At 69.5% G+C, this 26,915-nt stretch carries 27 protein-coding genes; 17 read left to right on the forward strand and 10 right to left on the reverse strand.

Features of this window, described 5'->3' with window-relative positions; genetic code table 11:
* The first annotated feature begins 69 nt into the window (after positions 1 to 69).
* Positions 70 to 1,707, forward strand: a complete 1,638-nt coding sequence (locus H7I41_RS22215) for a long-chain-fatty-acid--CoA ligase (RefSeq protein WP_264014786.1) — start codon at positions 70 to 72, stop codon at positions 1,705 to 1,707.
* Between the two features lie 5 nt (positions 1,708 to 1,712).
* On the opposite strand, the gene H7I41_RS22220 is transcribed toward H7I41_RS22215, so the two are convergent.
* From H7I41_RS22220 to H7I41_RS22235, 4 genes are read right to left on the reverse strand one after another with little or no spacing between them, the layout of a single operon-like run.
* Positions 1,713 to 2,588 (reverse strand): SDR family oxidoreductase, encoded by an 876-nt coding sequence (locus H7I41_RS22220; RefSeq protein WP_264014787.1) that lies wholly within the window; start codon positions 2,586 to 2,588, stop codon positions 1,713 to 1,715.
* A gap of 34 nt (positions 2,589 to 2,622) precedes the next feature.
* On the reverse strand, positions 2,623 to 3,534 hold the full coding sequence (locus H7I41_RS22225) for a 1,4-dihydroxy-2-naphthoyl-CoA synthase (RefSeq protein ID WP_264014788.1): 912 nt from the start codon (positions 3,532 to 3,534) through the stop codon (positions 2,623 to 2,625).
* 11 nt (positions 3,535 to 3,545) lie between these two features.
* Entirely contained in the window at positions 3,546 to 3,998 is a 453-nt protein-coding gene (locus H7I41_RS22230; RefSeq protein ID WP_264014789.1) for a nitroreductase family deazaflavin-dependent oxidoreductase, read from the reverse strand.
* A 10-nt stretch (positions 3,999 to 4,008) separates the two neighbouring features.
* Entirely contained in the window at positions 4,009 to 4,695 is a 687-nt protein-coding gene (locus H7I41_RS22235; protein ID WP_372503786.1) for an HAD family hydrolase, read from the reverse strand.
* 52 nt (positions 4,696 to 4,747) lie between these two features.
* On the opposite strand from H7I41_RS22235, the gene H7I41_RS22240 reads away from it, so the two are divergent.
* Genes H7I41_RS22240 through H7I41_RS22255 form a run of 4 tightly spaced genes read left to right on the forward strand, consistent with a single transcriptional unit; the run spans position 4,748 to position 7,762 of the window.
* Positions 4,748 to 5,470 carry a glycosyltransferase family 2 protein gene (locus H7I41_RS22240; RefSeq protein ID WP_264014791.1) on the forward strand — a complete coding sequence of 241 codons (723 nt, stop codon included), beginning with the start codon at positions 4,748 to 4,750 and terminating at the stop codon, positions 5,468 to 5,470.
* Positions 5,467 to 6,399 (forward strand): acyl-CoA dehydrogenase family protein, encoded by a 933-nt coding sequence (locus H7I41_RS22245; RefSeq protein WP_264014792.1) that lies wholly within the window; start codon positions 5,467 to 5,469, stop codon positions 6,397 to 6,399. The genes H7I41_RS22240 and H7I41_RS22245 overlap by 4 nt, the downstream gene beginning before the upstream one ends.
* On the forward strand, positions 6,396 to 7,142 hold the full coding sequence (locus H7I41_RS22250; protein ID WP_264014793.1) for a PIG-L deacetylase family protein: 747 nt from the start codon (positions 6,396 to 6,398) through the stop codon (positions 7,140 to 7,142). Before H7I41_RS22245 ends, H7I41_RS22250 begins: the two co-directional genes overlap by 4 nt.
* Entirely contained in the window at positions 7,139 to 7,762 is a 624-nt protein-coding gene (locus tag H7I41_RS22255; protein ID WP_264014794.1) for an SAM-dependent methyltransferase, read from the forward strand. Before H7I41_RS22250 ends, H7I41_RS22255 begins: the two co-directional genes overlap by 4 nt.
* Here the strand turns inward: H7I41_RS22255 and H7I41_RS22260 are convergent.
* The 3 genes from H7I41_RS22260 to fadD8 form a co-directional block, all read right to left on the reverse strand.
* Complete coding sequence (locus H7I41_RS22260) at positions 7,759 to 9,003, reverse strand: RNA polymerase sigma factor (RefSeq protein WP_264014814.1); 1,245 nt, start codon at positions 9,001 to 9,003, stop codon at positions 7,759 to 7,761. The two genes, H7I41_RS22255 and H7I41_RS22260, sit on opposite strands and share 4 nt — an antisense overlap.
* 67 nt (positions 9,004 to 9,070) lie before the next feature.
* Entirely contained in the window at positions 9,071 to 9,307 is a 237-nt protein-coding gene (locus H7I41_RS22265; protein ID WP_264014795.1) for a hypothetical protein, read from the reverse strand.
* 81 nt (positions 9,308 to 9,388) lie between these two features.
* Complete coding sequence (gene fadD8, locus H7I41_RS22270; RefSeq protein ID WP_264014796.1) at positions 9,389 to 11,023, reverse strand: fatty-acid--CoA ligase FadD8; 1,635 nt, start codon at positions 11,021 to 11,023, stop codon at positions 9,389 to 9,391.
* 225 nt (positions 11,024 to 11,248) lie between these two features.
* On the opposite strand from fadD8, the gene H7I41_RS22275 reads away from it, so the two are divergent.
* Positions 11,249 to 11,905 (forward strand): hypothetical protein, encoded by a 657-nt coding sequence (locus tag H7I41_RS22275; RefSeq protein ID WP_264014797.1) that lies wholly within the window; start codon positions 11,249 to 11,251, stop codon positions 11,903 to 11,905.
* A 46-nt stretch (positions 11,906 to 11,951) separates the two neighbouring features.
* The gene (locus tag H7I41_RS22280; protein ID WP_264014798.1) at positions 11,952 to 12,287 is read left to right on the forward strand and encodes a DUF3253 domain-containing protein; all 336 of its coding nucleotides are present in this window, start codon (positions 11,952 to 11,954) and stop codon (positions 12,285 to 12,287) included.
* A 9-nt stretch (positions 12,288 to 12,296) separates the two neighbouring features.
* Here the strand turns inward: H7I41_RS22280 and H7I41_RS22285 are convergent, their stop codons facing one another.
* Positions 12,297 to 12,767 carry a YciI family protein gene (locus H7I41_RS22285; protein ID WP_264014799.1) on the reverse strand — a complete coding sequence of 157 codons (471 nt, stop codon included), beginning with the start codon at positions 12,765 to 12,767 and terminating at the stop codon, positions 12,297 to 12,299.
* Positions 12,768 to 12,941: 174 nt separating this feature from the next.
* Here H7I41_RS22285 and H7I41_RS22290 point away from each other — a divergent pair, with 174 nt between their 5' ends.
* The 6 genes from H7I41_RS22290 (at position 12,942) to H7I41_RS22315 (ending at position 20,598) form a co-directional block, all read left to right on the forward strand.
* On the forward strand, positions 12,942 to 14,546 hold the full coding sequence (locus tag H7I41_RS22290; protein WP_264014800.1) for an amidohydrolase: 1,605 nt from the start codon (positions 12,942 to 12,944) through the stop codon (positions 14,544 to 14,546).
* Positions 14,543 to 16,114, forward strand: a complete 1,572-nt coding sequence (locus tag H7I41_RS22295; RefSeq protein WP_264014801.1) for an MFS transporter — start codon at positions 14,543 to 14,545, stop codon at positions 16,112 to 16,114. Before H7I41_RS22290 ends, H7I41_RS22295 begins: the two co-directional genes overlap by 4 nt.
* A gap of 11 nt (positions 16,115 to 16,125) precedes the next feature.
* Positions 16,126 to 17,430, forward strand: a complete 1,305-nt coding sequence (locus H7I41_RS22300; protein ID WP_264014802.1) for a YhgE/Pip domain-containing protein — start codon at positions 16,126 to 16,128, stop codon at positions 17,428 to 17,430.
* A 30-nt stretch (positions 17,431 to 17,460) separates the two neighbouring features.
* A complete protein-coding gene (locus H7I41_RS22305; protein WP_264014803.1) occupies positions 17,461 to 19,026 on the forward strand; it encodes a long-chain-fatty-acid--CoA ligase in 1,566 nt (521 codons plus the stop codon).
* Between the two features lie 133 nt (positions 19,027 to 19,159).
* Positions 19,160 to 19,969, forward strand: coding sequence for an SDR family NAD(P)-dependent oxidoreductase (locus H7I41_RS22310; RefSeq protein WP_264014804.1), 810 nt, complete (start codon positions 19,160 to 19,162; stop codon positions 19,967 to 19,969).
* The gene (locus H7I41_RS22315; RefSeq protein ID WP_264014805.1) at positions 19,966 to 20,598 is read left to right on the forward strand and encodes a TetR/AcrR family transcriptional regulator; all 633 of its coding nucleotides are present in this window, start codon (positions 19,966 to 19,968) and stop codon (positions 20,596 to 20,598) included. The genes H7I41_RS22310 and H7I41_RS22315 overlap by 4 nt, the downstream gene beginning before the upstream one ends.
* Here the strand turns inward: H7I41_RS22315 and H7I41_RS22320 are convergent.
* Together H7I41_RS22320 and H7I41_RS22325 are read right to left on the reverse strand one after the other, a co-directional pair.
* Positions 20,595 to 21,425 carry an oxygenase MpaB family protein gene (locus H7I41_RS22320; protein ID WP_372503787.1) on the reverse strand — a complete coding sequence of 277 codons (831 nt, stop codon included), beginning with the start codon at positions 21,423 to 21,425 and terminating at the stop codon, positions 20,595 to 20,597. The genes H7I41_RS22315 and H7I41_RS22320 overlap by 4 nt on opposite strands.
* A gap of 61 nt (positions 21,426 to 21,486) precedes the next feature.
* Positions 21,487 to 22,716 carry an oxygenase MpaB family protein gene (locus H7I41_RS22325; protein ID WP_264014807.1) on the reverse strand — a complete coding sequence of 410 codons (1,230 nt, stop codon included), beginning with the start codon at positions 22,714 to 22,716 and terminating at the stop codon, positions 21,487 to 21,489.
* 80 nt (positions 22,717 to 22,796) lie between these two features.
* Between H7I41_RS22325 and H7I41_RS22330 the strand changes: the two genes are divergently transcribed.
* The 4 genes from H7I41_RS22330 to H7I41_RS22345 form a co-directional block, all read left to right on the forward strand.
* Positions 22,797 to 23,411 (forward strand): TetR/AcrR family transcriptional regulator, encoded by a 615-nt coding sequence (locus tag H7I41_RS22330; RefSeq protein WP_264014808.1) that lies wholly within the window; start codon positions 22,797 to 22,799, stop codon positions 23,409 to 23,411.
* A 462-nt stretch (positions 23,412 to 23,873) separates the two neighbouring features.
* Positions 23,874 to 24,725: an MlaE family ABC transporter permease gene (locus H7I41_RS22335; RefSeq protein WP_372503785.1), complete on the forward strand. Its 852-nt coding sequence runs from the start codon at positions 23,874 to 23,876 to the stop codon at positions 24,723 to 24,725.
* A complete protein-coding gene (locus tag H7I41_RS22340) occupies positions 24,722 to 25,576 on the forward strand; it encodes an MlaE family ABC transporter permease (RefSeq protein ID WP_264014809.1) in 855 nt (284 codons plus the stop codon). The genes H7I41_RS22335 and H7I41_RS22340 overlap by 4 nt, the downstream gene beginning before the upstream one ends.
* A 1-nt stretch (position 25,577) precedes the next feature.
* A partial coding sequence (locus H7I41_RS22345; RefSeq protein WP_264014810.1) for an MlaD family protein occupies positions 25,578 to 26,915 on the forward strand: 1,338 nt, incomplete at its 3' end.

Below are 26,915 nucleotides of genomic sequence, written 5' to 3' on the forward strand. Positions count from 1 at the left end.
CACGGCGCCCAACGGTGCCACCATTGTTTGCCCGAGCCGTTCGGCACGGCAATCGATGGGGGCACCGTCGTGTATGGATTGATGCAAGAGCATCCGCTGCTGATCTCCTCGCTGATCGAGCACGCGGCAACCTTCCACCCGGACACCGAGATCGTCTCGCGGCTCCCCGGGGGTGGCACGCACCGCACCGATTGGCGCGGCGTGCGCGCGGACGCGTGCCGCGTCGCCAACGCCCTGGCGGAGCTGGGCGTGGGTTCCGGCGACCGGGTCGGCACGCTGGCCTGGAACACCCACCGGCACCTCGCGCTGTACTTCGGCGTCTCGGGCTCGGGCGCCGTGCTACACACGGTGAATCCGCGGCTCTTCCCCGAACAGATCGAGTACATCGTCGACCACGCACAGGACCGGGTGCTGCTGTTCGACGTGGACTTCGCGCCGCTGGTCGAGAAGCTCGCGCCGCGAATGGGGTCCGTGACGACGTACGTCGCGCTGTGCAGTGGCGATCAGCTACCGGCGGTGGATGTGCCGAACCTGCTCGCCTTCGACGATCTCCTCGCCCGCCAGCCCGACGAGTTCACCTGGCCGGAGTTCGACGAACGCACCGCGTCGTCGCTTTGCTACACCTCGGGCACCACAGGTAATCCCAAGGGCGTCCTCTACTCTCACCGGTCGACGGTGCTGCACTCGCTGATGGAACTGGCGCCCGACACCTTCGGGCTGCACTCCGGTGAGACGCTGATGCTCATCGTTCCGATGTTCCACGCCAACGCCTGGGGCGCGCCGTACGCGGCGGCGATGGTCGGCGCCAAAGTGGTGATGCCGGGTCCGTACCTCGACGGCAAGAGCGTCTACGAGCTCATGCGCGACGAGGGGGTGACGTTCTCCATGGGTGTTCCGACCGTGTGGCTGATGTTGCTCGGCTATCTGGACGATCACCCTGAGATCGATCCGGCGTCACTGCCGCTCGCGCGAGTGGGCATCGGCGGCTCGGCAGTGCCGAGGGCGATGCTCGAACGCTTCGAGAACGATTTCGGTGTCGAGGTGGTGCAGGGCTGGGGGATGACAGAGACCAGCCCGATCGGTGTGGTCAACAAGCTGCTGCCCAAGCATGCCGAGTGCTCCGGAGACGAACTCGTCGAGGTCAAATTGAAACAGGGCCGGGGCGTCTGGGGCGTAGACCTCAAGATCGTCGACGACGACGGAGTGCCGTTGCCCTGGGACGGCACCGCATTCGGCAATCTCCGGGTCCGCGGCCCCTGGATCGCCTCCGGCTACTACAGGGGTGAAGGCGGTTCTCCGCTGGACGAGGAGGGCTACTTCGACACCGGCGACGTGGCGACCATCGACCCCGACGGCTTTCTGCATCTCGTCGACCGCGCCAAGGATGTGATCAAGTCCGGCGGGGAATGGATCTCCTCGATCGACGTGGAGAACGCGGTGATGGATCACCCGGGCGTCGCGGAGGCCGCGATCATCGGTGTGCCGCACCCGAAGTGGCAGGAGCGACCGCTGCTGCTGGTGGTCAGGCGTCCCGGCCACGACGTCGACCGGGACAGCGTGCTCGCCTACCTCAGCGAGCGGGTCGCCAAGTGGTGGCTGCCCGACGACGTGGTGTTCGTTCCCGAATTGCCGCACACCGCAACGGGGAAGCTGCTGAAGAAGGCGCTGCGCGACGACTACCGCGAGCACCCGCTGCCCACGGCCTGACCGGGTCAGGTGTTCGGTTGCACCTGCTGGCGCTTCATGATCGCGTCGACGGCAGCGGGGGAGAAGCTGTTGACGGCGTGTGCGGTGACCGCCATGCGCGGCGCGATCCGGGTCGGGCGGGTGCGCGCGGCGGTCACCATCCAGTCCGCGGCCTCGGACGCGCTCAGCGCAGGCAGGCCGTCGTAGGCTCGGGTCGGCGCGATCATCGGCGTCTTCACCAGCGGGTAGTACAGCGTCGTCGAATGCACGCCGTCCCTGCCCCATTCGGTCTCCACGACCCGGCTCACGGCACTCAGCGCCGCCTTGGAGGCGTTGTAGACGGCGAACAGGGGCGACGATTCGCTCAGCACACCCCACGTCGAGACGTTGATGATGTGGCCGTCGCCGCGCTCGATCATGCCCGGCGCGAGGCCGCGGATCAGCCGCAACGGCGAGTAGTAGTTGAGCGTCATCGTGCGCTCGACGTCATGCCAGCGGTCCAGGGACTCGGCCAGCGGCCGGCGAATCGACTTGCCCGCGTTGTTGATCAGGATGTCGATTCCGCCGAGCTTCTGCTCCACCTCGGCGACCAGCTCGTCGACGGCGTCGAGGTCCGACAGGTCGCAGGCCCGCGCCCGGGCATCGCCGCCTGCGGCCACGATCCGTTGCGCGACCGCGTCGAGGAGGTCCTGGCGGCGGGCCACCACGACGACGGTGGCGCCGCGTCGGGCCAGCTTCTCCGCGGCCGCCTCACCGATGCCCGACGATGCGCCGGTCAGCAGGATCCGTTTGCCCGCCAGCTTCACCTGGGGACCGCGCTGCATCAGCTGGTCGGTCAGCGGCGGCCGCATGCTGGCCAGCAGCAGGCTCTCGGACAGTCGGCGCAACGAGCTTCTGATCACTGTCGAAGTCTAGGCGGCGCGCCGAGCCCAGCCGTCAGAAGTAGCGGGGGAACCCGCTCCAGTCCGGGTCGCGCTTCTCCAGGAACGCATCGCGGCCCTCGACGGCCTCATCGGTCATGTACGCCAATCGCGTTGCCTCACCGGCGAACACCTGCTGACCGACCAGCCCGTCGTCGATGAGGTTGAACGAGAACTTGAGCATCCGCACCGCCTGCGGCGACTTGCCGTTGATCTCGACCGCCCACTGCAGCGCCTCGGCCTCGAGATCGGCGTGATCGACGACGGCGTTCACCGCGCCCATCGCGTGCATCTGCTCGGCATCGTAGGCGCGGCCGAGGAAGAAGATCTCGCGCGCGAACTTCTGACCGGTCTGGCGGGCCAGGTAGGCGCTGCCGAAGCCGCCGTCGAAGCTGCCGACGTCGGCGTCGGTCTGCTTGAACCGCGCGTGCTGCCGGCTGGCCAGCGTCAGGTCGCACGTCACGTGCAGGCTGTGCCCACCGCCGGCGGCCCACCCGTTGACCAGGCAGATCACCACCTTCGGCATGAAGCGGATGAGCCGTTGCACCTCGAGGATGTGCAGCCGCCCGGCCCTGGCCGCGTCGACGGTGTCGGCCGTCTCGCCGGAGGCGTACTGATAGCCGGTGCGGCCACGGATGCGCTGGTCGCCACCCGAGCAGAACGCCCAGCCGCCGTCCTTCGGGCTGGGGCCGTTGCCGGTCAGCAGGATCACCCCGACGTCGGGTGACATCCGGGCGTGGTCGAGCACGCGGTACAGCTCGTCGACGGTGTGCGGCCGGAACGCGTTGCGCACCTCGGGGCGGTCGAACGCCACCCGCACGGTGGGTTGCGGCCGGCCGTCGACGACATGGCGGTGGTAGGTGATGTCGGACAGCTCGAACCCGGGCACGGGCTGCCAGGCCGACGGGTCGAAGGGGTTGTCGCTCACAGCGTCAGACGCTACGTCACCGGATCGAGGCGGAACACCGGGCAGCGGCCGGTCAGCGCCTCGAACTCGTCGGGGTGCGGCCCGGTGACCAGGCCCGCGTTCTTCATGAAGCCGACGCCGGTGGGCACCAGCACCGGGAACTGCCTCAGCAGCGGCCGGGCCTCCTCGGCGGGCAGCTCGACCATCCGCACGGGTTCGCGGGTCCGGCCCCGCAGCAGCACGGCGTCGGGATTGGCCTGGGCGTTTCGGACCCAGTCCGAGCCGGGGAGACCGCCGACGACGTAGCGACGCCCGTCCACCTCGAACGGGGTGATCGGCGTCGACCGGGGTTGGCCGGACTTGCGGCCGGTCACCGTCAGCACCACCGGGCCGTCCTTGAGCAGGCCGGTCCTGTTCACGGCGATCATCACCTTGTTCACGTACTTCAGCCACCACGGCGGCCGGATTCGCTCGCTGCCTGACATGGCCGCGACGCTACGCGCAGACCGGCAGGCCGTGCTCGGCCAGTGCGCGGCGCAGGCCGTCGGGCCGCTGCGCGGTGGGCAGCGGCTCGACGAGCACGAACCCGCAGCCCAGGGCGCGGGCGCCGCCGTCGGCCTCCTCGCTGTCGCCGACCATGACGGTGTTCGCGGCGTCCACATCCAGCCTGGTGAGCGCCTCGGCGAAGATCGCGGCGTCGGGTTTGATGGCGCCCACCTCGAACGACAGCACGAACTCGTCGGCGACGGCCCCGATGGCTTCGAAGGCCGGCCGGACGTCGAACGGGATGTTGGACACCACCGCCGTCTTGACCCCGCGTTCGCGCAGGGCGGCGAGCACGTCGGCGGTGTCGGGGTACGGCGTCCAGCACGCCGGGTCGATCAGCCGGGCGTACAGCGCGTCGGCGTGGTGGTCGGCGAGTCCCGACGCGCGCAGCACGTGCAGGTTGGCCTCGCGGTGCAGCGCGGGCTCCAGGTCTCGCTGCGTCCAGGCGTGGTGCGCCTCAGGGGTCAGCGGGACCGCCAGTTCCACCGGGGTCGTGAGCCGTCGCATGATCTCGGACTGCGCGTGGGATTCGATGCGGCGGTCGTCGATCACCATGCCGTCGAACCAGCTCGCGTCCTCCTCGAGCCGGAACAGCGTGCCGGAGAAGTCGAACAGGACGGCGTCCACGTGCACCATGGCCGCCATCGTGCCAGGTGTAGAAAACACCTCGAAGGGCTAATTAACAGCGGTGCCGGAGCTCGAGCAGATCGCGGTGGTGATACCCGCCCACGACGAGGCAACGAATTTGCCGAGGACCCTGCGCGCTCTGGCGACGGCGACGCTGTGCTCACCGTTGCCCGCGCTCACGGTGGTGGTGCTCGATGCCTGCGACGACGACAGTGCCGCATTGGCCGGGCGGTTCGGCCCGGACGTGCATTTCGTGGAGGTCGACGCGGGCAACGTCGGCGCCGCACGTGCCGCGGGATTCGAGTATGCGCGGTCGGTGTCCGGCGGGGCGGATCCGGCCCGTACCTGGTACGCCACGTCGGATGCGGACAGCCTGGTCCCCGCCGACTGGCTGCTGCGGATGACCGCGACGTACGCCGACATGGTGCTCGGTGTGGTCCGGGTGCCCGACTGGCGGCACTTCCCCGCCGAGGTGGCACGGCGGTACCTGCGCGCCTATCAGGCCAAGATTTCCGGGAAGGGCAACGGGCACAGCCACATTCACGGTGCGAACATGGGCTTCAACGCCGCCGCGTACTGGGCCGTCGGCGGCTTCCGCGCGCTGCCGACCGGCGAGGACGTCGAACTCGTCGAGCGGTTCGAGGCGGCCGGCAGGCACATCCGCCGCGACGCGGCGCTGAGCGTCGTCACGTCCGCGCGCCGCGACGCCCGCGCGCCGGGCGGGTTCGCCTCGCATCTGCGTGCCCTGTCGGTGCCGAGGCGCAAGACCGGCGAGCCGGCATGATCCCGGCGCAACTCGCGCGGTGGCTGGCGGCGGGCGATCTGAACCTGCCGCTACCGGGCCGAGGCGACACAGCGCGGCGCTGGCGACGACTCGCCGAGCTCACCGAACTCGACGTGGTGGCCGGGCGACTGGCCGAAGCGCACTGCGACGCTGCGGCGATACTGGCCGATCTCGACGGTCCGCAGGTACGGGCCGGCGAGCTCTGGGGTGTGTGGGCTGCCGAATCCCGCGACGCGGTGCTGCGCGCCCAGCCGGTCGGGGACGGATTCGCACTGCACGGCACCAAGGTGTGGTGTTCGGGTGCAGGCCTGTGCACGCACGCGCTGGTGACGGCGCGGGTGGACGACGATACCCGCGCGTTGTTCGCCGTCGACCTGCGCCATCATCGGGTGCGGCCGTTACCGAGCAGTTGGCGCAACCCCGGGATGGCCGGATCCGACACCCGCTCAGTGCAATTCAGCGGAGTGCCGGCCATCGCCGTGGGAGAACCGGGTGAGTACCTGCGCCGGCCAGGATTTTGGCACGGGGCGATCGGGGTCGCCGCCTGCTGGCTCGGTGGCGCCAGAGCAGTTGCCGCCCCGCTGTATTCGGCCGCCACCGGCGAGGAACCGCACACGCTGGCCCACCTCGGCGCGGTGGATGCGGCGCTCACCGCGGCCTCCGCGACGCTGGCGCAGGCCGCGGTCGAGGTGGACGCCGACCCCGACGACAAGAACAACACTGCCGAACTGACCGCCCGGCGCTGCCGTGCCGTCGTGGAGACCGCGGTCGAGGAGGTCCTCACCCGGACGGGCCGGGCGTTGGGGCCCGCACCGCTCAGTCAGGATGCCGCCCATGCCCGCCACGTCGCGGACCTGACCGTCTATGTCCGCCAGAGTCACGCCGAACGCGACCTGGAAGCGCTGGGCCGGTTGGCCGGGAAGCGGTGAGCAACGGGGCCCGGTTCGCGGCGCGCCCGATCGCAGGAGGAGGCACTGCGGCCGAGATCTGGCGCGCGGCCGATCTCGCGTTCCCCGAACTCACGTGGGAACACTGCCCGGGCCTGGTGGTGGTGGCCCCGCACCCGGACGACGAGACCCTCGGCCTCGGTGGCACCATCGCCGCGGCGGCCGAGCGGGGAATACCCGTGCGGGTGGTCTCGGTGAGCGACGGCGACGCCGCGCACCCGGATGCGACGGCGGCGCAGCGAAGGGCATTGGCGCAGACCCGGCGCGACGAGGTGCGCTGCGCTGCAGCGGCACTCGGTATCGGTGCACCGATGCGGCTGGGTCTGCCCGACGGCGACGTCGCCGCTCATCAGGCCCGAGTCGCCGACGCACTCACCGAGGTGCTGGCCGCCGAACCGGCCGGCGTCTGGTGCGCGGCCACCTGGCGCGGAGACGGCCACCCCGACCACGAGGCCGTCGGCCGCGCGGCCGCCGAGGCGACCTCCCGAACTGGTGCGGTGCTGCTGGAGTATCCGGTGTGGATGTGGCACTGGGCCGAACCGGGCGATGCCACGGTGCCGTGGCACAGGGCCCGCCGCTCGTCGCTGACCCACTCCGCAACGCAGCGTAAAGTCGATGCGGCACAGTGTTTCCACAGTCAATTCGAACCGGATGGGCCGGAAGCGGTGCTGCCGCCGTACGTGCTCGCGCGGTTGCTGACGGTGGGAGAGGTGGTGTTCCGGTGACGTCGCGACTGCCTGACGACTACTTCGAGCGCCTGTACGCCCGTGCCGCCGACCCCTGGCAGCTTCAGGGCAGGTGGTACGAACGCCGCAAGTACGCGATCACGATGGCGCTGCTGCCCTATCCGCGGTACCGGCACGCCTACGAACCGGGGTGCTCGGTCGGCGTGCTCACCGAACTGTTGACCGGCCGGTGCGACCACGTGACGGCCACAGACGTCGCGACCGGTGCCCTCGACGCCACCCACCGTCGGTTGCTCGCCGCGCAGCGCAGACGTCAGGTGACGCTGCTGCGCCAGTCGATCGACGGCCCATGGCCGCAGGCACGATTCGATCTCGTGGTGCTCTCGGAGGTCTGCTACTACCTGCAACCGGCCACCCTGCGGGCGGTGCTCGACCGGCAGGTGCCCTTGCTGTCACACGGCGCGACCGTGATCGCCGCGCACTGGCGGCACCGTGTCGAGGACTACCCGATGAGCGGCGACCACGCCAACGACGTGATCGCCGCCACCGCGGGCCTGCACCACATCGGCGGCTACCGCGACACCGACGTCGCCATCGACGTGTTCGACACGGCGTCGGCGGATTCGGTGGCGGCCAGGACCGGCGTGCCGGGTGCCTAGCCCGACCGCGCGCGAGCTGCCTTGTCGGTCAACACGTCCCGTTCGCGCTCGTTGTCGGTGAGCTTCGCGGCCCGGTCGAACTCCTCGGCCGCCTCGTCGTGGCGGCCCGACCGCGCCAGCAACTCACCGCGCACGCTGGGCAGCAGATAGGAGTCCTCGAGGCCGGTGATGCCGTCGACGATGGCGAGCGCCTCGGCGGGTCCGGAGGCCATCGCGACGGCCACCGCGCGGTTGAGTTCGACGACCGGGGAGGGGGCCACCTGGATCAGTCCGTCGTACAGGGTGACGATGCGGGCCCAGTCGGTGTCCCCGGCGGTCGGCGCGACGGCATGGCATTCGGCCAGCGCCGCCTGCAGTGCGTACGGTCCCCAGCCGGTTCCTCTGCGCTGCACGGCGTCTGCGGCCTTTTGCAATTCCGCGACGCCGCGCTGGATCTGCGCGCGGTCCCATTTCGCCCGGTTCTGGTCCTCGAGCAGGATCGCCCGGCCTTCGTTGTCGGTGCGCGCCGCGAAGCGTGAGGACTGGAACTCCATCAGCGCGACGAGTCCGTGCACTTCGGGTTGTTCGGGCCGGCGGGCAGGAGCAGCGCGACCCGGGGATGTGTCCGTGAGCGCCGCCAGCACTCGGCCCAGTCGCAGTGCCTCGCTGCACAGTTCGTCGCGGATCCAGCGCTGCCCGAAGGACGCGGAGTAGCCCTCGTTGTAGATCAGGTAGATCACCGCGAGCACCGCGGACAGTCGCTGCGGATACTCGTCGCGGGGTGGCACCTCGAACGGTACCTCCGCGGCGGCCAGCGTCTTCTTGGCCCGCGTGATGCGCGCCGCGATCGTCGCCTTCGAGGTGAGGAAGGCCCGCGCGATCTCCTCGGTGGTCAAACCGCCGACCACGCGCAACGTCAACACGATCTGGCTCTCCCGTGACAGCACGGGGTGAGTGGAGATGAACATCAGCCGCAGCACGTCGTCGTCGATGCGGTCCGGGTCCCACGCCGGTTCGTCGAGGTGGGTCTCCAGCTCGCGGGCGAGTACGGCGTACTTGGCGTCCAGCGACTCCTGCCGTCGCCACTGATCGATGGCCTTGCGCTTGGCGACGGTGGTGAGCCACGCGCCTGCGTTGCGCGGCACCCCGGCTTCGGGCCACTGGACGAGCGCCTCGATCAGCGCTTCCTGGGCGAGGTCCTCGGCCATCCCGACGTCGCCGACCACCCGGGTCAGCGTGGCGACGATCTTGGCCGCCTCCATCCTCCAGACGGCGTCGACGGTCTCGCGGAGGTCGGTGTCCGGCACTCCGCCACGCTAGCGCGGACCGTCAGGAGTCGGCGGGGTCCTCGGCGTCGGCATGAAAGAAGAACATGCTGGCGACGAAGCTGGTCAGCGAGAGCAGACCGGCGCCGAACGACAGGCCGATGCGGTCGAGGCCGAAGGCGCCGATGCTCATCGCGAACCCGACGATCGCGATCATGCTGAGGAAGAGTGCCCAGGTGCTGAGGGCCTCGGAGGGGGTGGAGGTGCGGGACGCGGCTGCGGCGGTGGTCGGGTCGGTCATCGCGGTAGGTGTCCTGTCTCGATGGTGTGTCGGCCACTCTTTACCCGCCCCGGGTATCGGCGAAACGCCGAAAGTCGGCTGCTACCCGACGGCGCGGCCGGCGCCCGCCCAGAACTGGGCGCGCACCGCCTTCTTGTCGGGCTTGCCGAGTGCGGTCACCGGCACCGAGTCGACGACGATGACCTGCTTGGGCGATTGGACCGAGCCCTTGCGTTCCTTGACGGCGGCCTGGATCTCGGCGGTCATCGTCGCGACGGCGTCCTCGTCGGTCGCGGCGTCGGGCCGCAGCACCACCACCGCCGTCACCGCTTCGCCCCACTTCTCGTCGGGTGTCCCGATCACGCACACCTGGGCCACCGACGGGTGTTCGGCGACGACGTCCTCCACCTCGCGGGGGAACACGTTGAAGCCGCCGGTGACGATCATGTCCTTGGTGCGGTCGACGATGTACCAGAAGCCGTCCTCGTCCTCGCGGGCGAGATCGCCGGTGTGCATCCAGCCGTCGCGGAACGTCTCCGCGGTGGCGTCGGGCAGTTTCCAGTACCCGCCGGACAGCAGCGGCCCGGACACGCAGATCTCGCCGACCTCGCCCTGCGGCACCGGCTGTCCGTCCTCGCCGAGCAGTGCCGTGCGGCAGAACACCGTCGGCCTGCCGCAGGACGTCAGCCGCTTCTCGTCGTGGTCGCCCTTGGCGAGATAGGTGATCACCATCGGTGCCTCGGACTGGCCGTAGTACTGGGCGAAGATCGGCCCGAACCGGCGGATCGCCTCCTTGAGCCGTACCGGGTTCATCGCCGAGGCGCCGTAGTAGACGGTCTCCAGCGACGACAGGTCACGGGTGTGCGAATCCGGGTGGTCCATCAGCGCATAGATCATCGACGGGACCAGCATGGTGGCGGTGATCTTCTGCTCTTCGATCACCCGCAGCACCTCGGCCGGGTCGAACTTCGTCAGCACGATGAGTTCGCCGCCCTTGACCACCGTGGGCACGAAGAAGGCCGCCCCGGCGTGCGACAGCGGGGTGCACATCAGAAAGCGCGGACGCTCCGGCCACTCCCACTCGGCGAGCTGGATGGTCGTCATCGTGGTGATCGACTGCACGGTGCCCATGACGCCCTTGGGCTTTCCGGTGGTGCCACCGGTGTAGGTGAGCCCGCCGATGTGGTCGGGCGGCAGGTCGGCGGCGACCAGTGGCCTCGGCTCGTACTTGGCTGCCTCGGCGCTGAGGTCCACCGCGACGTCCGCCAGCGCCTCTGGGACCGGGCCGATGGTGAGGATCTTCTCGAGCGTCGGCACTTTTTCCAGCAGTCCCAGCGCGCGCTCGGTGAACATCGGGTTGGGGTCGATGATCAGCGCGGTGACCTCGGCATCGGACAGCACGTAGGCGTGATCCTCCAGCGACCCGAGGGGGTGTAGTGCCGTGCGGCGATAGCCCTGAGTTTGCCCAGCCCCGATGATCATCAGCACCTCGGGCCGGTTCAGCGACAGCAGCCCGACGGCCGCCCCGGTGCCCGCACCCAGCGCCTCGAACGCCTGGATGTACTGGCTGATGCGCTCGGCGAGTTGGCCGCCGGTCATCGTGGTGTCGCCGAGGAACAGCACCGGGCGGTCCCGATTGCGCTTGAGCGCGCCCACCGTGAGGTGCCCGGAGTGAATCGGATGGCGCAGCCGTTCGGCCGACGAGAGTTCGCGGGAGGAATCAGCAACCGAGGTCATGGCACTCAGACTAGAACGTGTTCCAGAAATGCAGAAGGCGATCCCGGTTGTTGCCGTCGGCCGGCAGTGGAGTGCCACGCGGCCGCGGATGGAGTACTCGACTACTCGCGTAATCAAGTGAGCAAATTCGTAACGTTCTGTTCGCTTCCGCAAGATCAGTCCAGCGGCGCACAATTCCCGACGTAGAGGCATTGGCGAGGGTCATGCCCGTGAGATGAGGTCAAGATGTCAACGATTCAAGCAAAGCGCGTAGCTCTCGCTCCGCTGGCCGCAGCGCTGCTCGCCGCGGGCGGGGCGATCGCACTGGCGCCCACGGCGGCGGCCCAACCCGATGCCTGTATCCCGGGGTTCGTCTGGCGTGAGGCATTCGCGGGCGACCACGTCTGCGTCACGCCGGGAGTCCGGTCACGCACCGCCGCGGAGAACGCCGCCGCCGCAGACAACGCGGTGCCCGGGAGTCCGACGTGCAAGTCGGGCTTCGTCTGGCGCGAGGCCAGCCCGGGGGACAAGGTGTGCGTCGTCCCGTCGGTCCGCGACGAAGCGGCCACCGACAACGCCACCGCCGCATCCCGGGTGGCCAAGGCCGCCCCGCCCGCGCCCAAGCCCGAAGAGAAGCCCGCGCCGAAGCCCGAGGCGCCCAAGCAGGGCCCGACGGTCAGCTGGTCGCCGCGGGTGGGCGGCCTGACCGCCAAGATCACCGACCGCAGCGGCGTCGCCTCGCAGTGCACCTACGACTCCGACGGTTACTCGCGCAGCTTCCCGCTGCCCGCCAACGGCACGTTCGATCTGGCCATCGTCCCGGCGATCCCGAAGTTCGCGAACTGGAACGTCACCATCAAGTGCGACAACGGCACCGTCACCAACACGCAGACCTTCTTCTGATCGTCCGGTTCCCGGTGGCCACCGGCCACCGGGGATCATGGACGGCGTGACTGACGCGTTGCGGACGGAGCTTTCGCGCATCGCCGACGGCGGGTCGCCGGCCGCCGATCACGCCCGCGCGGCGCTGGCAGACGGTCCGATGCGTGAGCGGTTGCGGTCCGCGATCCGCGCACTCGCCGTGCATCGCGGCCCGTCCAGCAGCACCTGCCCCTCGGATGCGGCGCGGGCCGTCGGCGGTGAACACTGGCGTGACCGGATGGACGACGCCCGTGCCGTGGCCCGCGACCTGGCTCGGAAGGGCGAGGTCGAGATCACCCAGCGCGGCGAGGTTCTCGACCCGGACGCCGACTGGCGCGGACCCATCAGGATCCGCGCCAGATAGCCGTGTTTCTCAGCGGCTCGCGAACTTGTCGGCGTCGGCCCGCGCCTGCGCCGCGATCTTCTCGGCCAGGTCGGCCTTCCACTGGATCTCCTTCTGGATCCACGGATTGTCCAGCGGGAACTCGTCGGTCTCCGACACCCGGCGCACCTCGACCTTCACGCCCTTGCCCAGCGGGACCTTCTGTGCCCACTGCTTGGCTTCCTCCTTGGACGACACGTCGAGGATCCAGAAGCCGTTGAACAGCTCCTTGGCCTCGGTGTAGGGACCGTCGGTGACCACCGGTGGGTCGGAGCTGTAGTCGACGACGAAGCCTTCCTCGGGTCCGGTCAGCCCTTCGCCGGCCAGCAGCACGCCGGCCTTGACGAGCTCCTCGTTGAACCGGCCCATCGACTCGATGATCTCGTTGAAGTCGATCTCCAGCTCTGCCATCGCGGCCTCGGCCTCGGGGGTGGACCGCATGATCAGCATGTAACGCGCCATTTCTTCGTCTCCTTCTTCGGTGTGGAAGGGGCCCGCTCCATCGTGCCCTCGCACATACGTCGAGCGGCACCCCCCGAAAATCGACATGGCGCCGAGAAATTTTTCAGCAAATTCTTGGTGACTGTTGGGCATGAACGTCACCGCAGGTCAAGGCGTTGCCGCTACCATCACCCGGTGCCTGCAGCTGACCTCGTCATCACCGGAAATGTCCTCACCGTCAATCCCGCGCAGCCCACCGCCGAGGCGCTGGCCGTATCGGGCGGCCGCATCGCCGCGGTCGGTGACCGCGCCGAGATCGACGCGTGGATCGGCCCGGACACCGAGGTCGTCGACATCGGCTCCGGTTGCGTGATGCCGGGCCTGGTCGAGGCGCACGGCCATCCGCTGATGGAGGCGGTCGTGCTGTCCGACCGGATGGTCGACATCCGGCCGGTCACCGTCACAGATGCCGACGGGATCGTCGCCATGGTGCGCGCGGAGGTCGACAAGCGCGGCGACGAGGGGGCCTACCTGGTGGGTTGGGACGCGCTGCTGCAGCCCGGCCTGCCGGAGCCCACGCTGGCCTGGTTGGACGGCATCGCGCCGGAGACGCCGTTGGTGATCATCCACAACTCCGGGCACAAGGCGTTCTTCAACTCCGTCGCCGGTCGCAACGCCGGCATCAACCGCGACACCCCGGATCCGAAAGGCGCCAAATACGGTCGCGACGAGAACGGCGAGCTCGACGGCACCGCCGAGGAGACCGGCGCGGTGTTCCCGCTGATGGCGGGAGCCACCTCGATCGCCGACTTCCCGCAGATGCTGCTGGCGGAATGCGCCCGGCTCAACAAGGCCGGCCTGACCACCTGTTCGGAGATGGCGTTCGACCCGGTGTTCCGGCCGCTGGTGGACCAGATGCGCGACCACCTGACCGTCCGGTTGCGCACCTACGAGATCTCCAACCCGGAGATGAGCACCGCCGTCAGTCCCGGAGACGGTGACGACGTCGTCCGCCAGGTGGGCATCAAGATCTGGGTGGACGGATCGCCGTGGATCGGCAACATCGATCTGTCCTTCCCCTATCTCGACACCGATGCGACCCGCACGATCGGCGTGGTCCCGGGTTCCTGCGGACACGCCAACTACAGCCGCGAGCAGCTCACCGAGATCGTCGAGGCCTACTTCCCGCTCGGCTGGCCGATGGCGTGTCACGTCCAGGGCGACGCGGGCGTCGACACCATCCTCGACGTGTACGAGGCCCTGCTGGCCAAGCACCCGCGCGACGATCACCGGCTGCGGCTCGAGCATGTCGGCGCGATCCGTGACGAACAGTTGCAGCGCGCCCACGACCTCGGGGTCACCTGCAGCATCTTCGTCGACCAGATCCACTACTGGGGTGACGTCATCGTCGACGGACTCTTCGGCCCCGAACACGGAAACCGCTGGATGCCTTGCGGTTCCGCGGTCAAGACGGGTATGCGGATCTCGCTGCACAACGATCCGCCCGTCACGCCGGAGGAGCCGCTGCGCAACATCAGCGTCGCGGTCACCCGCACCGCACCGAGTGGCCGGGTGCTGGGGCCGGAGGAGCGGCTGACCGTCGATCAGGCGATCCGCGCCCAGACCATCGACGCGGCCTGGCAGTTGTTCTCCGACGACGTGATCGGCTCGCTGGAGGTGGGCAAGTACGCCGACATGGTGGTGCTCTCGGCCGACCCGCGCTCGGTACCGCCGGAGGAGATCGCCGATCTCGACGTCCGGACAACGTATCTGGCAGGCCGTCCGGTACACACGGGATGACCTCACCCGCGCCCGGCGCGCAGCGCGACGAGTCGCCGGTGACGGTGTCCGGCCTGGCGGCAACGATGACCGTCATCGCGATGGGGCTGGGGTACAGCATCACCGCGGCCGATCCGACGATTCTGTCGGCCAACATCTCCGAGGTCCGGGCCGGGTTGGAGATGGCGCCGAGCACGGCGAGTTTCGTCGCCAGCCTGGCCACCCTGACGCTGGCGGCGGCGGTGCTCGGCGCCGGTGCGCTCGGCGATCTCTACGGCATGAAGCGGATGTTCACCGGCGGCCTGCTCGGGGCGATCGGCTTCGGCATCCTCGCCGCGGCCGCGCCGACCGGTGCGGTGCTGATGGCAGCCCGCGCGGGCTCCGGGGTGGCGTTCGCCTTCCTGCTGGGCCTCTCGCTGGCGACGATCAACGCGGTGTTCCCGCCGGAACGGCGAGCCGCGGCGATCGGGCTGTATCTCGGCGCCGGGTTCGCGCTCACCACACCGATGCCCGCGATCGGCAGTCTGCTGGCCGAACACCTGGGCTGGCGGACGGGCTTCCTGGTCGCGCCCGTCGCGGCCGTCATCGCGCTGGTGATCCACCTGCGGTACGTGCCCGAGACGCCGCGCGCACCCGGTCGCCTCGACATACCGGGCCTGACGCTGGTCGCGGCGGCGCTGCTCGCGCTCGTCTACGGGATCTCGCGGCTGCAGCGCGGACTGAACACCGACGCCGTCGTCGCCATCGTGGTGGGTGTCGTTGCGGGCGCGGCCTTTCTGCTGCGCGAGCGGACCGCCCCCGATCCGGCGCTCGATCTGCGCATCTTCCGGTCGGGGCGGTTCAACGCCGCGGTCACCGCAGGCGCCGCGTTCAACTTCATCACGGGTGGCTCGACGATCCTGTTCGCGTACTACCTGGTGTCGGTGCGCGGTGAGTCGCCCGCGTTGCTCGGTCTGCTGCTGGTGCCCGCGACCCTGATGCAGGCGATCGCCGCGACGGGTTCGGGCCGGGCCGCGACGCGCTTCGGTGAGCGCGCGGTGCTGGTGACCGGCCTGTTGTTGTTGCTCGCCGGATTGTTGGTGCTGACGACGGTCGGCGAGAAGACGTCGATGTGGCTGCTGTTCGCCGCGGTGCTGCTCAACGCCGTCGGCGGTGCGGTGGTGCAGACACCGCAGTCCACGATCATGATGTCGGCGGCGCCAGCCGATCTCGGCGGCTCGGTGTCCGCGGTGAAATCCGCTGTCGGACAGGCGGGATACTCCCTCGGGCCGGCGGTGTTCGCGCTCGTCGGCACCACGCTGTTCCTCCGGGACGGCATGGAGCGGCTCGCGGGTTCGGGGATCACGGAGCCCCAAGCCCGCGAGGCACTGCAGGTCGCGCACGGCACGTCGGTGTCCTCGGTGGGTGGTGGCAACGTGCTCGACCCGCAACGCGCGAGGGAGGTCGTCGTGGGTGCGACCGATGCCATGATCGACGCCATCCACACCCTGAGCCTGATGATGGCCGCCGTCCCGGTGGTCGCGATCGTGCTCGCCCTCATCCTGCTGCGCCCCCGCCCACACGACCGCGCCCGCCCGCCGTCCCGATGACAGGAGACCCGATGCACTCGCTCGAGCACGCGCGGCACGCCGCACCCGATCCGCTCGCCACCATCCGGACACCGAGGTTCTGGCTGCAACCGATCATTGTTGTGCTGGTGGTCTTCTCGGCGTTGGCCGCCCTGTATCTCGGCGGGATCCTCAATCCGACCTCGAACCTGCACCACTTCCCGGTGGCCGTCGTCGATCAGGACCAGGGGCCCGACGGCAAGCAGATCACCGACGGGCTGGTGTCCGGCCTCGACTCGCACGACTTCGACGTCCGGGTGCTCTCCGCCGAGGAAGCCGACCGGCAGCTGGACTCCGCGCAGGTCTACGGGGTGGTGCAGATACCCGCCGACTTCTCGGCCGGCCTGCAGGCACTCGCGACGGGCGCCGCCCGGCCGGGAGAGGTGGTCCGGCCGGTGATCACCGTGTCGACGAATCCGCGGGCAGGCGAACTCGGGGGCAGCATCGCCGGTCTCGCGCTGAGCAAGGCCGTGCAGGAGGCCAACACCACGATCGGCAAGAAGATCACCGCCGAGGTCACCCAGGCCGGCGGTGGCGCCGCGCTGCCCGCCGGTGTGGCGCTGACGCTGTCCAGCCCGATCGACATCCAGGTCAACGACCACAATCCGCTGCCGAGCGGCACCGGCAACGGGCTGTCGGCGTTCTACTACGCGCTGCTGCTGCTGCTCGCCGGGTTCACCGGCAGCATCATCGTCAGCTCGCTGGTCGACTCCATGCTGGGCTACATCCCCGCCGAGCTCGGCCCGGTGTACCGGTTCGCCGAACAGGTGAACATCTCTCGGTTCCGGACCCTGGTCCTCAAGTGGGCGTTCATGGTGATCCTCGCGGTGCTCACCTCGGCCGCCTACATCGGCATCGCGACGGCCCTCGGGATGCCAATCCCGAATGTGCTGACGCTGTGGCTCTACGGGGTGTTCACGATCGCGGCGGTCGGCATCACCGCGACGTCGCTGGTGTCGGTACTGGGTTCGATGGGACTGATCGTCAACCTGTTCATCTTCGTGATGCTCGGCCTGCCCTCGAACGGAGCCACGATCCCCTTGGAGGCGGCGCCCAAGGTGTTCGGCTGGCTGGCGACGTTCGAGCCGATGCATCAGGTGTTCCTCGGCGCCCGGGCGCTGCTCTATCTGGACGGACGCGCGGACGCCGGGCTCACCCACTCGCTGGTGATGACGACCGTCGGTCTGGTGATCGGTCTGCTGATCGGTGCCGTGGTCACCCGCTTCTACGACCGCAAGGGCCTGCGCCGCATCCACAACCCGGCGACCGCCGCGCCCGACTCGGCCAAAGAGGATTGACAACGACCGTTGTCATGGCACGCTTTGCCCATGCCTGAGTTGCCGCCACCGCGCTTCCTCGACGACCGGCCCGCACACTGGGCTGAGGTCAAACCGGACGAAGAGGCCTTCGTGTATCTCGATCGGTCCTGGACCTGGGCCCAGTGGAACGATCGGATCCGCCGGCTCGCCGGAGCGCTCACCGGGTTCGGCGTCGGACGTGGCGACGTCGTGGCGTTCCTCGACAAGAACCACCCGGCCGGTGTCGAACTGACGCTCGCGGCCGCCTCGCTCGGCGCCGCCAACGCGATCATCAACTTTCGGCTGGCCGGCGACGAACTGGACTTCGTCCTCAACGACTGCGGCGCAAAGGTGCTCGTCGTCGGCGCCGAACTGCGGCCGGCGATCGAGAAGATCCGCGACCGGCTCTCGGTGGAGCACCTCGTCGAGCTCACGCCCGACGGCGCCGACGGCGACGAGTACGAGGCCCTGCTGGCCGCCGCCACCCCGACCGGACGCGCGGACGCCGTCGAACCCGACGACGTCTGCCTGGTGATGTACTCCTCGGGCACCACCGGCAGGCCCAAGGGCGTGATGCTGTCGCAGGCGAACGTCGTCGCGCACACGGTGAACGCGCACGACGGCTGGGGTTTCGACGACGGCGACAAGAACATGGTGTCGATGCCGCTCTTCCACGTCGGCGGATCGTCCTACGTGCAGTTCGGCATCCACGACGGCGTGCCCAGCGTGATGACCCGCGAGGTGGACGGCGCATCGCTGGCCGGCGCGATCCTCAAGGGCGCCAACCGGACCTTCCTGGTGCCCGCCGTGCTGGCCAAGGTGCTCGAGTCCGGCGAGGATGCCGTCAAATTGTTCGGCGCGCTGAAGACGTACTGCTACGGCGCCTCACCGATGCCGCTGCCCCTGCTGAGGGCCGCGCTGGAGGCCTGGCCCGAAACCGACTTCATCCAGGTCTACGGGCTGACCGAGGTGTGCGGTGTGATCAGTCACCTGATGCCCGAGGAGCACCGCGACACCGAGCACCCGGAGCGTCTGGTCAGCGCGGGCACGCTCATCCCGAATGCCGAACTGCGGGTGGTGAACCCGGACACCATGGAGGACGTACCCGAGGGCGAGCAGGGTGAGCTGTGGTTCCGCACACCGCAGCTGATGAAGGGCTATCACAACCGCCCCGACGCCACCGCGGACGCCATCACCCCCGACGGCTTCTTCCGGACCGGCGACATCGGGCGCATCGACTCCGACGGCTACATCTTCGTGGAGGACCGGCTCAAGGACATGATCATCTCCGGCGGCGAGAACATCTACTCCATCGAGGTGGAGCGGGTGCTGGCCGAGCACCCGGCGGTGGTGGAGGTGGCCGTCATCGGCGTTCCCAGCGAGAAGTGGGGAGAGGCCGTCAAAGCCGTTGTCTCACTCGAGGGATCGGCGACCGAGGAGGAGCTGATCGCCTGGTGCCGCGAGCGGCTGGCCCGCTACAAGTGCCCGAGCAGTGTCGACATCACCGAGGAACTGCCGCGCAACCCGACCGGGAAGATCATGAAGAAGGACCTGCGGAAGCCGTTCTGGGAGGGCCGCGACCGCACGACCGTCTGACCGACGTCCGCCGAGGCGACGGTTGTTGCGCGCTTCTGCCGAGATTCCGCGCAACAACCGTAGCCTCGCGGCGTCTCGCCAGTTGACTGATTATCAGTCAACTGGCATGCTGGTGACGGCGAAAGGAGCGCCGATGCAGCGAATGGACCTGCGGGACAAGCGCATACTCATCACCGGTGCATCGAGCGGCATCGGCCGGGCATTGGCGCTCGCGCTGGCCGACCGGGGCGCATGGCTCGCGCTCGCTGCGCGGCGGGGTCACCTGCTCGACGAGCTGGCCGGTGAGATCGACGCGACCGGCGGCCGGCGGCCGCACACCCTCCCGGCCGACCTCGCGCAACCCGGCGCTGCCGCAGCGCTGGGCCGCGCGGCGCTCGACGCCTTCGGCGGCACTGTCGACGTCGTGGTGAACAACGCGGGCGCCAGCCTGATCGGGCACGAGTCGGCCATCGCCGACTCGGTGTCCGCCCGGGCGCTGTTCGAGGTGAACCTGTGGTCCCCGCTGGCGCTCACGGCGGCGCTGCTGCCTGCGATGCACACCGCGGGCGGCGGTGTGGTGGTCAACGTCACCTCGACGATCCAGTCGGTGCCGTTGCCGCTGCTGGGTTACTACGCGGCGTCCAAGGCGGCGCTGGCGCAGGCCACCCGGTCGCTGCGGCACGAGCTGGCCGGAACGGCCGTTCGGGTGGTGGAGGTGATCCCCGGCTCCACCGACACCGCGCTGCGCGACGTCGACGAGCTGCCGTGGAAGGGCGCGCCCCCGCGACTCCTGTCGCCCGTCTCCCCGGCGACGACGGCGGTGGCGGTGGTGCGCGCGCTCGAGCGGGGCACCAGCCGGGTGGTGCACCCGCGGTATGCGCTGGCGCCGCTGGAGTTTCCCGCCATCGGCCGTCTGGTGGCCGCCGTGGGCAGCCGTCGCATCGACACCCGGAGCGGGCGTTGACCGACCGGCGCCGGCTCATCGTCGACGCCGCGCGCCGGCTCTTCGCGACGCGGCCCTACGACCAGGTGACCACGTCGGAGATCGCGAAGACCGCCGGGGTGGCCTACGGGCTGATCGCGCACCACTTCGAGAACAAGCGCGGCCTGTACATGGCGGTGATGAACGAGATCGCGGTCGAGATCGCCGCCGTCCAGTCGGCGGCACTGCCCGACGGCACGCCGCTGACGGAGCAGCTTCGGCACGCGCTGCGCGGCCACATCGCCTACATCGACTCGTACGCCGACAGTTTCGTGGCACTGCTGCGCGGAGCGCTGGGCGCCGACGCCGACCACAGGGCCGCCGTGGAGCGGCTCCGATGGGCCGGCGCCCAGCGGATCCTGTTCGCGCTCGGCATCGCCGAGCCGGTGCCCGCGGTGTTGCGCACCGCGATGCACGGGTGGGTCGGCCACCTCGACGAGATGATGATCGACCGGATCGACCACGGCGACGTGCCGGCCGAGACGCTCGTCGAACTCGCCGCGGCCGCATTGGCCGCCACTCTGCGCACCGCCGCAGTGCTGGACCCGGACATCGATTTCGCGCCGGAGGTCACCGCGGCGCTCGCGGCATTCGCGGCCGCTGCCGGCTAGGGCTCACGCGGCACGCGGCCGAGCTCGCGCAGCCAGCCCTTGCGGGCCGCGGGATACCAGCGCAGGGAGGCGGGTACGTAGGGCCATCCCGCGCGTACGGCAGCGCGGACCGCGCGGTAGCGGCGTTCGTCCATTGCGCTCCAACGGATCCCGAACCGTTGCCGGACCACGGCGGGCAGGCCGCCGAAGATGACCAGCCGCATCGGGGGCGCGAGCGCGGTGCGCACCGGCTTGCTGGGCAGCAGCACGTCGGTCAGTGGGCGCAGGCGCGGATGCGCGGGGTAGAAGGGTGACGCGCTCATGTCGGGGATCGAACGCCGGTTGATGAACTCGATCAGGTAGTCCGAAGCGGGATTCGGCCGCAACTCGTCCCGGCAGTAGCGCTCGACCTCGTCCTCGAAGGCCGCGCGGTCAGGCGGCACGACGCTCCCGCCCATGCCGTAGCGGCGGTACCACTCGCACCCCTCGAGATAAAGTCGCCGGCTCTCGTCGGCCGTCAGCCGGTGCCGGTCCCAGTGCGACGCGATCCGGTCGACCATGCGCTGGAACGTCGCGTGTGCCCACCAGAAGGTCTCCGGCTGCAGCGCGTGATAGCGGCCGCCGTCGGGCATCGCGCCCTTGATGTCCCGGTGGAAGTCGCGCACCCGCACACCGGTCGCCTCCGCCGTCGGCCCCTCGTAGACGGTGCCCAGGATCCCGGGTAGCGACCGGAACACCCGGTCGACGGGGTCGTCGAAGAAGTCGGAGTGGTCGATCAGTCCCTGCCCGATCGCGGGGTGCATGGTCTGCAGCAGCCCGGCGGTGCCGCCCTCGAAGGCGATGCGCATGTCGCCCGCCCACCGCCACAGCAGGGAGGTGGGTCCGAGTTCGCGCGCGGCGGCCGCGGCGTCACGCGGCGAGTTCGCCGACACCGTGCTGCTGCTCCCCGAAGTATCTGGCCAGCAGCCTTTCACTACTACGGACGCCCCACCGCTCCAGGTGGTCGCGGCCAGCCCGGGTGCGCGAGAGAAGTTGGTAGCGAACGACGTTCTTCGCGATCACCGGTGCGACGGCCCACGGCAGCGCGCGGGGGAGTTCGAGGTCACCCATGCCTTCGCTGCGCAGGAAGTAGCTCAGCATGCTCAGCAGCCGGGCGCGGTGGTAGGCGCCGCGCAGCCCGGCCAGGTTGGGGTAGTGGAGGAGTCGCTGCGCGTCGACGATCGCATTGGCCAGCGGCGGGCCCGCCTCGCTCACGCCGGACTGGGTGATGAGCATGTGGTAGTTCAGCCGGTGCTGTGCGGCCTCGTTGTCGCACAACCAGTCCTCGTCGACACCGAGCAGCCAGCCCACGTACTTCCACAGATGCATGATGGCCCGCGACTCGGCGCCGCTGACCCGGACGCCGAGCAGCCGCACGCCCAGCAGCAACGCCCCGTTGAACAACCCCAGGGTCGCGGCCTGATCGGTCTGGTTGATCGGGAGGCCCCAGTGGGCGACGTCCCAGCGGCCGTTCGTCTCGAACTGGTGGTTGACGAGCGCGTGCATCGCCCGCACGTGCACGGTCAGTTTGAAGCCTTCCCCGCTCCGGCGCATCGCGTCCGGCTGTGACACCGCCACCGCCCACTTCTGCGTCTCGGCAAGGCGGCGTACGGTTTTCCGGCCGGTCAACCCGCCCGTCTCGACGAGCAGGTCGGTCGGACCGCCGAACCGGTAACCGCCGATCAGGGACAGCTGCAGCATCACGTCCGCCGCGTTGGTGCCCAGCCGGCGGTACGCCGCGGCGCCCTCGTTGACGAGATCGAAGTCGACCCAGGCCGGGACGCGTTCGACCGTGGCGAAGAAGTCGCGCAGCGGCCGCGGACAGTCCGCGACGGTGTGCACACCGCGGTCGAGGGCCTGGCGGAACTGTCCCATGGTGACGCGGTCGGGATTGCCGGCGTCCGTGATGTGCGTCGCCGCCACCAGTTCCGCGCCGACTTCGTCGCGATGCATGAGCCGCTGCCCGATCCGGTCGATCAGCTCCTGGTCCGGGCGCACCGTCTTGGTCAGGATCCGCAGCGGTCTCCCGAGGCGGCGATTGCGCCGGGGTGCCTCCATGAACCGGCGGGGGTGTGCGGCGGACACATCGTGTGCGAGCATGACTTCATGCTGACACGAGCGATCATTCGCATTCAATTCGCATTCTGATGGCGCAGAAGTCAACTCCCGCACCCCGGCGCATGCCCAGGCAGGACCGGTCCCGCGCCATGGTGGACCGCATCCTCGACGCCGGGCAGGAGATGCTGATCGCCCACGGGTACGACGGCGCCTCCACCAACCGCATCGCCGCGGCCGCCGGCATCAGTCCTGGATCGCTGTACCAGTACTTTCCGAACAAGGACGCCATCGCCGCGGCGGTCATCGACCGCTACAGCGACCAGCTGTCCGCCCGGGTGGCCGCCAGGGTCTCCGAACGGCTGGACCAGCCGGCGCCGCACTACGTCCGGGAGTCCATCGCCGCGCTCCTCGACGCCCTGGACGTACACCCCGACTTCCTGCGGGCGGTGATGGAACAGACGCCGCGGCTTGGCTCGGGCAGCAAGTTGCTCGCGTTCGAGCAGCGTATCGGTGAGCTGACCGTGGCGTATCTGACGATCAACAAGGGCGTCGTCCGGCCCGACGCCACGTTCGAGACCGCGGCGTGGATGTTGGTGCGGATGGTCGAGCACCTATGTGTGCGGTACATCCTCGACCAGCCGGCCATCGACCGGGACACGTTCATCGACGAGATCACCGTGATGGCGCTGAACTACCTGCGCCCCTGGCCGACGCCGCCGGAGGACTGCTTCCCGTAGCTGTCGCCCGAACGCGAGTGGAATCCGAGCCCACGATTTCACCCCGCCCGGCGAAGTTAACGCGGATACTGATCTCCACGGCGGACAACCGAGCTGGGTGCGACCTGGGTGCCGAAGGCGCCATGTAACCGGCCGCGCGCCGCCCGACCTTGCCTCGGCCGCGCCGAACGCTGTTGATACTCCGCTTCTGCGCAGTTCACCGCAGTCATCCAGCATGTACAGGGTCGGCGACCATGTCCCGGCTATTTGCCCTCTTACGCTCAAGCGGTGGACTCCGCCGCGGAGACGACGGGGTCCGACGGCTCGGCGCGGCCTCACCGGTGGCATTATGTGAATGAATATTCGACAAAGGGTTGACGCGGTCAGATCGCTGGTCTTAGCGTGGCGAGGCGGTTGCCGACGGTGCCGCCGCGAGGTCGAACGCCGGCACACCGGCCGCGGTCTCCTATCGGGGGAGGGACGTTGACACTGGCGCGCGGCGATCGCACCGACGGTCTCGACGTCATCGAGGACTGGGCCGGCGGCTACGTCAGGCGGCACCCGCTTGCGTCGCTGCACACGGTCGGCGAGCAGTTCGTCCTCGGCGTGCGCACCATCCAGAGCCTCGTCGTCGACGTGCTGACCGGCCGGTTCCGCTGGCAGGAGTTCATCCGTCAGGGCGCATTCATGGCCGGAACCGCGGTGCTGCCAACGGTTCTCGTCGCGCTCCCGATCGGTGTCACGCTGTCCATCCAATTCGCCCTGCTGGCTGGACAGGTCGGCGCCACTTCGCTGGCGGGCGCTGCCAGCGGCCTGGCCGTGATCCGGCAGGCCGCGTCACTGGTGGCCGCCGTGCTGATGGCCGCGGCCGTCGGCTCGGCAATCACGGCTGACCTCGGCTCCCGCACGATGCGCGAAGAGACCGCCGCGATGGAGGTGATGGGCGTCTCGGTGATTCGTCGCCTGGTGGCGCCGCGGTTCGCGGCCGCGATCATGATCGGTGTCGCGCTCACCGGGGTGGTCTGTTTCGTCGGGTTCCTCGCCAGCTATTTGTTCAACGTCTACTTCCAGAACGGCGCACCGGGCAGCTTCGTGGCCACGTTCGCGTCGTTCGCGACGACAGGCGACATGGTCCTCGCCCTCATCAAGGCGGTGCTGTTCGGCGCGATCGTCGCGATCGTGTCCTGCCAGAAGGGACTGTCGACCGTGGGCGGACCCACGGGCGTCGCGAACTCGGTGAACGCCGCCGTCGTCGAATCGATCCTGGTGCTGATGATCGTCAACGTCGCCATCAGCCAGCTCTACGCGATGCTCTTCCCCAGGACCGGGCTGTGACCGCGTCGACGTACACCCCGTTCCTGGGTTCGCTGATCCGACAGTCCAAACGGGCCGGTGCACCGGTCCAGCGGCTCGGGCACATGCTGGTCTTCTTTGTCCGCGCACTGCTGGCGATACCGCACGCACTGCGGCTGTACCGCAAGGAGTTCGTCCGCCTGCTCTCCGACATCGCTTGGGGCAACGGCTCACTCGTCGTCGGCGGCGGAACCGCGGGCGTGGCGGTGGTGCTCGGCATCACCGTCGGCGCGCTCGTCGGCATCGAGGGCTACAACTTCCTCAACCTGCTCGGCCTCGGACCCGCGACGGGCATCATCTCCTCGCTGGTCAACACCCGCGAACTCGCGCCGATCGCCGCCGCGCTGGCCTTCGCGACGCAGGGCGGGTGCCGGTTCACCGCCCAGCTGGGATCGATGCGGATCGCCGAGGAGATCGACGCGCTCGACTCGCTGGCCATCCGCCCGATCCCGTATCTGGTGACTACGCGTCTGCTGGCCTCGGTCGTCGCGGTCATCCCGCTCTACGTCCTGTGCCTGGCGGTCAGCTACCTCACCACTCAGGCGGTGGTGGAGGTGATCAGCGGCGGATCGACCGGCTCGTACCTTCACTACTTCTCGCTGATGCTGTCCGGCCGCGACATCGCCTACTCGCTGCTCAAGACGATCATCTTCGTCTGGATCGCCTCGACGGTGCAGTGCTACTACGGCTACTACGCCAGCGGCGGCCCCGAAGGCGTGGGAGTCGCTGCGGGACACGGCATGCGGGCCAGCATCACGGTCGTGATCATGGTCAACATGCTGCTCACGATGGCGCTGTGGAGCGTCGACTCCGGCGCCAGGTTCGGTGGTTGAGGTGGCCAACTCCTACGAACTCGACGGCCGCGGACCGTCGGACCGCCAACTGCTCGGCAGCGGGGTCGCGGTGCTGGTGGTCGCCGCACTGGTCACCGGTGTCCTGTTGATCAAGTCGACCGGCAAGCTGGAGGACTACGTCCGCGTCGTCGCCGATCTCGTCAACGTCGGTGACGGCCTGCCGCAGCGGTCCGACGTCAAGTACCACGGTGTCCTCGTCGGCTCAGTCGACAGCGTCGTCCCCGCCGCCGACGGCAGGCCGAATCACGTACAGATCGCGCTGAACGCCGCTTATGCACAGGCCATTCCGGCGACCGTGACCGCACGCGTGGTGCCGAGCAACGTCTTCGCCGTGTCGTCGGTGCAGCTCGTCGACCGCGGGCCGGCGGCCCCGATCCGCGAAGGCGCCCGCATCCCCGAGGACGTCGAGCTGCCGACGGTGCTCTTCCAGACCACCATCAGCAAGCTGCGCGACATCCTCGCCGCGACCGGCCGGGGTCGCGAGGACAAGACCGTCGGACTGCTGGCCGCCGTCGGAGCGGCCACCGACAACCGCCGCGTCGAACTCCTCGCCGGCGGCGCGCAACTGAGCCGGCTCATCGACGAACTCGACACGATCGTCACCACCGACATCGACAGCCCCTCGACGGTGTCGGCGCTGATCGATGCCACCCGGGGGCTGCAGCAGACCGCGCCGGACCTGTTCGACGCGCTGCACCAGGCGGTGCGCCCGATGCAGGTGCTCGTCGAGCAGCGGGCCCAGCTCACCGACCTCATCGACGGCGGCACCCACACCATGGGCACCACCCACACCGCGCTGACCAACCACAGCGACCGGCTGGTGCGCATCACCTCCGAGCTCACCCCGGTGATCGGCAACCTGGCGCAGACCTCACACCACTGGGTGCCGGCCTTCGTCAAGCTCGACGGCCTGTCGAAGAAGTTCTTCGACGAGGTGTGGATGCCGCACCTCGACACCGGCAACATGCGGGTCAACCTGTCGTTCACGCCGAGCTACACCTACAGCCGCGCGGACTGCCCGCAGTACGGCGAGCTCAAGGGACCTAGCTGCTACACCGCACCGCTGGTGCCGACCCGGCCCGAACTGCCCGACACCCTGCTGCCGCAGAACTACCAGCCGCCCAAGGACCTGGCGCCGCCGCCCGGCACCGTCGTCGGCCCGAGCGGCAACCTGGTTGCCGTCGGGCCGCCGCTGATCAACCCGAATCCCAGCCTGGCCGACCCCAATCCGCCGCTGCCGGCCTGGATGCCGCCTGCGCCGCCGGTGCCGGGCACCGCCAACCCCGCTCTGACGCCGCCCCCGCCGCCCGGCCCGCCG

It is taken from the genome of [Mycobacterium] manitobense (genome assembly GCF_025821665.1).
Taxonomy (GTDB): domain Bacteria; phylum Actinomycetota; class Actinomycetes; order Mycobacteriales; family Mycobacteriaceae; genus Mycobacterium; species Mycobacterium arseniciresistens.

Bases quoted from the DNA above. Each gene is read 5' to 3' on its own strand.
- H7I41_RS22260 (WP_264014814.1), bottom strand. From the start codon at position 9,003: ATGGAGGCGGCCAAGATCGTCGCCACGCTGACCCGGGTGGTCGGCGAC.
- H7I41_RS22285 (WP_264014799.1), bottom strand. From the start codon at position 12,767: ATGGCGCGTTACATGCTGATCATGCGGTCCACCCCCGAGGCCGAGGCC.
- fadD8 (WP_264014796.1), bottom strand. From the start codon at position 11,023: ATGACCTCGGTTGCTGATTCCTCCCGCGAACTCTCGTCGGCCGAACGG.
- H7I41_RS22320 (WP_372503787.1), bottom strand. From the start codon at position 21,425: ATGCGCATCGCCTTCGAGGGCGGCACCGCCGGGCTGCTGCAGACCATG.
- H7I41_RS22275 (WP_264014797.1), top strand. From the start codon at position 11,249: ATGTCAACGATTCAAGCAAAGCGCGTAGCTCTCGCTCCGCTGGCCGCA.
- H7I41_RS22295 (WP_264014801.1), top strand. From the start codon at position 14,543: ATGACCTCACCCGCGCCCGGCGCGCAGCGCGACGAGTCGCCGGTGACG.
- H7I41_RS22265 (WP_264014795.1), bottom strand. From the start codon at position 9,307: ATGACCGACCCGACCACCGCCGCAGCCGCGTCCCGCACCTCCACCCCC.
- H7I41_RS22325 (WP_264014807.1), bottom strand. From the start codon at position 22,716: ATGCTCGCACACGATGTGTCCGCCGCACACCCCCGCCGGTTCATGGAG.
- H7I41_RS22230 (WP_264014789.1), bottom strand. From the start codon at position 3,998: ATGTCAGGCAGCGAGCGAATCCGGCCGCCGTGGTGGCTGAAGTACGTG.
- H7I41_RS22300 (WP_264014802.1), top strand. From the start codon at position 16,126: ATGCACTCGCTCGAGCACGCGCGGCACGCCGCACCCGATCCGCTCGCC.
- H7I41_RS22245 (WP_264014792.1), top strand. From the start codon at position 5,467: ATGATCCCGGCGCAACTCGCGCGGTGGCTGGCGGCGGGCGATCTGAAC.
- H7I41_RS22305 (WP_264014803.1), top strand. From the start codon at position 17,461: ATGCCTGAGTTGCCGCCACCGCGCTTCCTCGACGACCGGCCCGCACAC.
- H7I41_RS22310 (WP_264014804.1), top strand. From the start codon at position 19,160: ATGCAGCGAATGGACCTGCGGGACAAGCGCATACTCATCACCGGTGCA.
- H7I41_RS22235 (WP_372503786.1), bottom strand. From the start codon at position 4,695: ATGGTGCACGTGGACGCCGTCCTGTTCGACTTCTCCGGCACGCTGTTC.
- H7I41_RS22330 (WP_264014808.1), top strand. From the start codon at position 22,797: ATGCCCAGGCAGGACCGGTCCCGCGCCATGGTGGACCGCATCCTCGAC.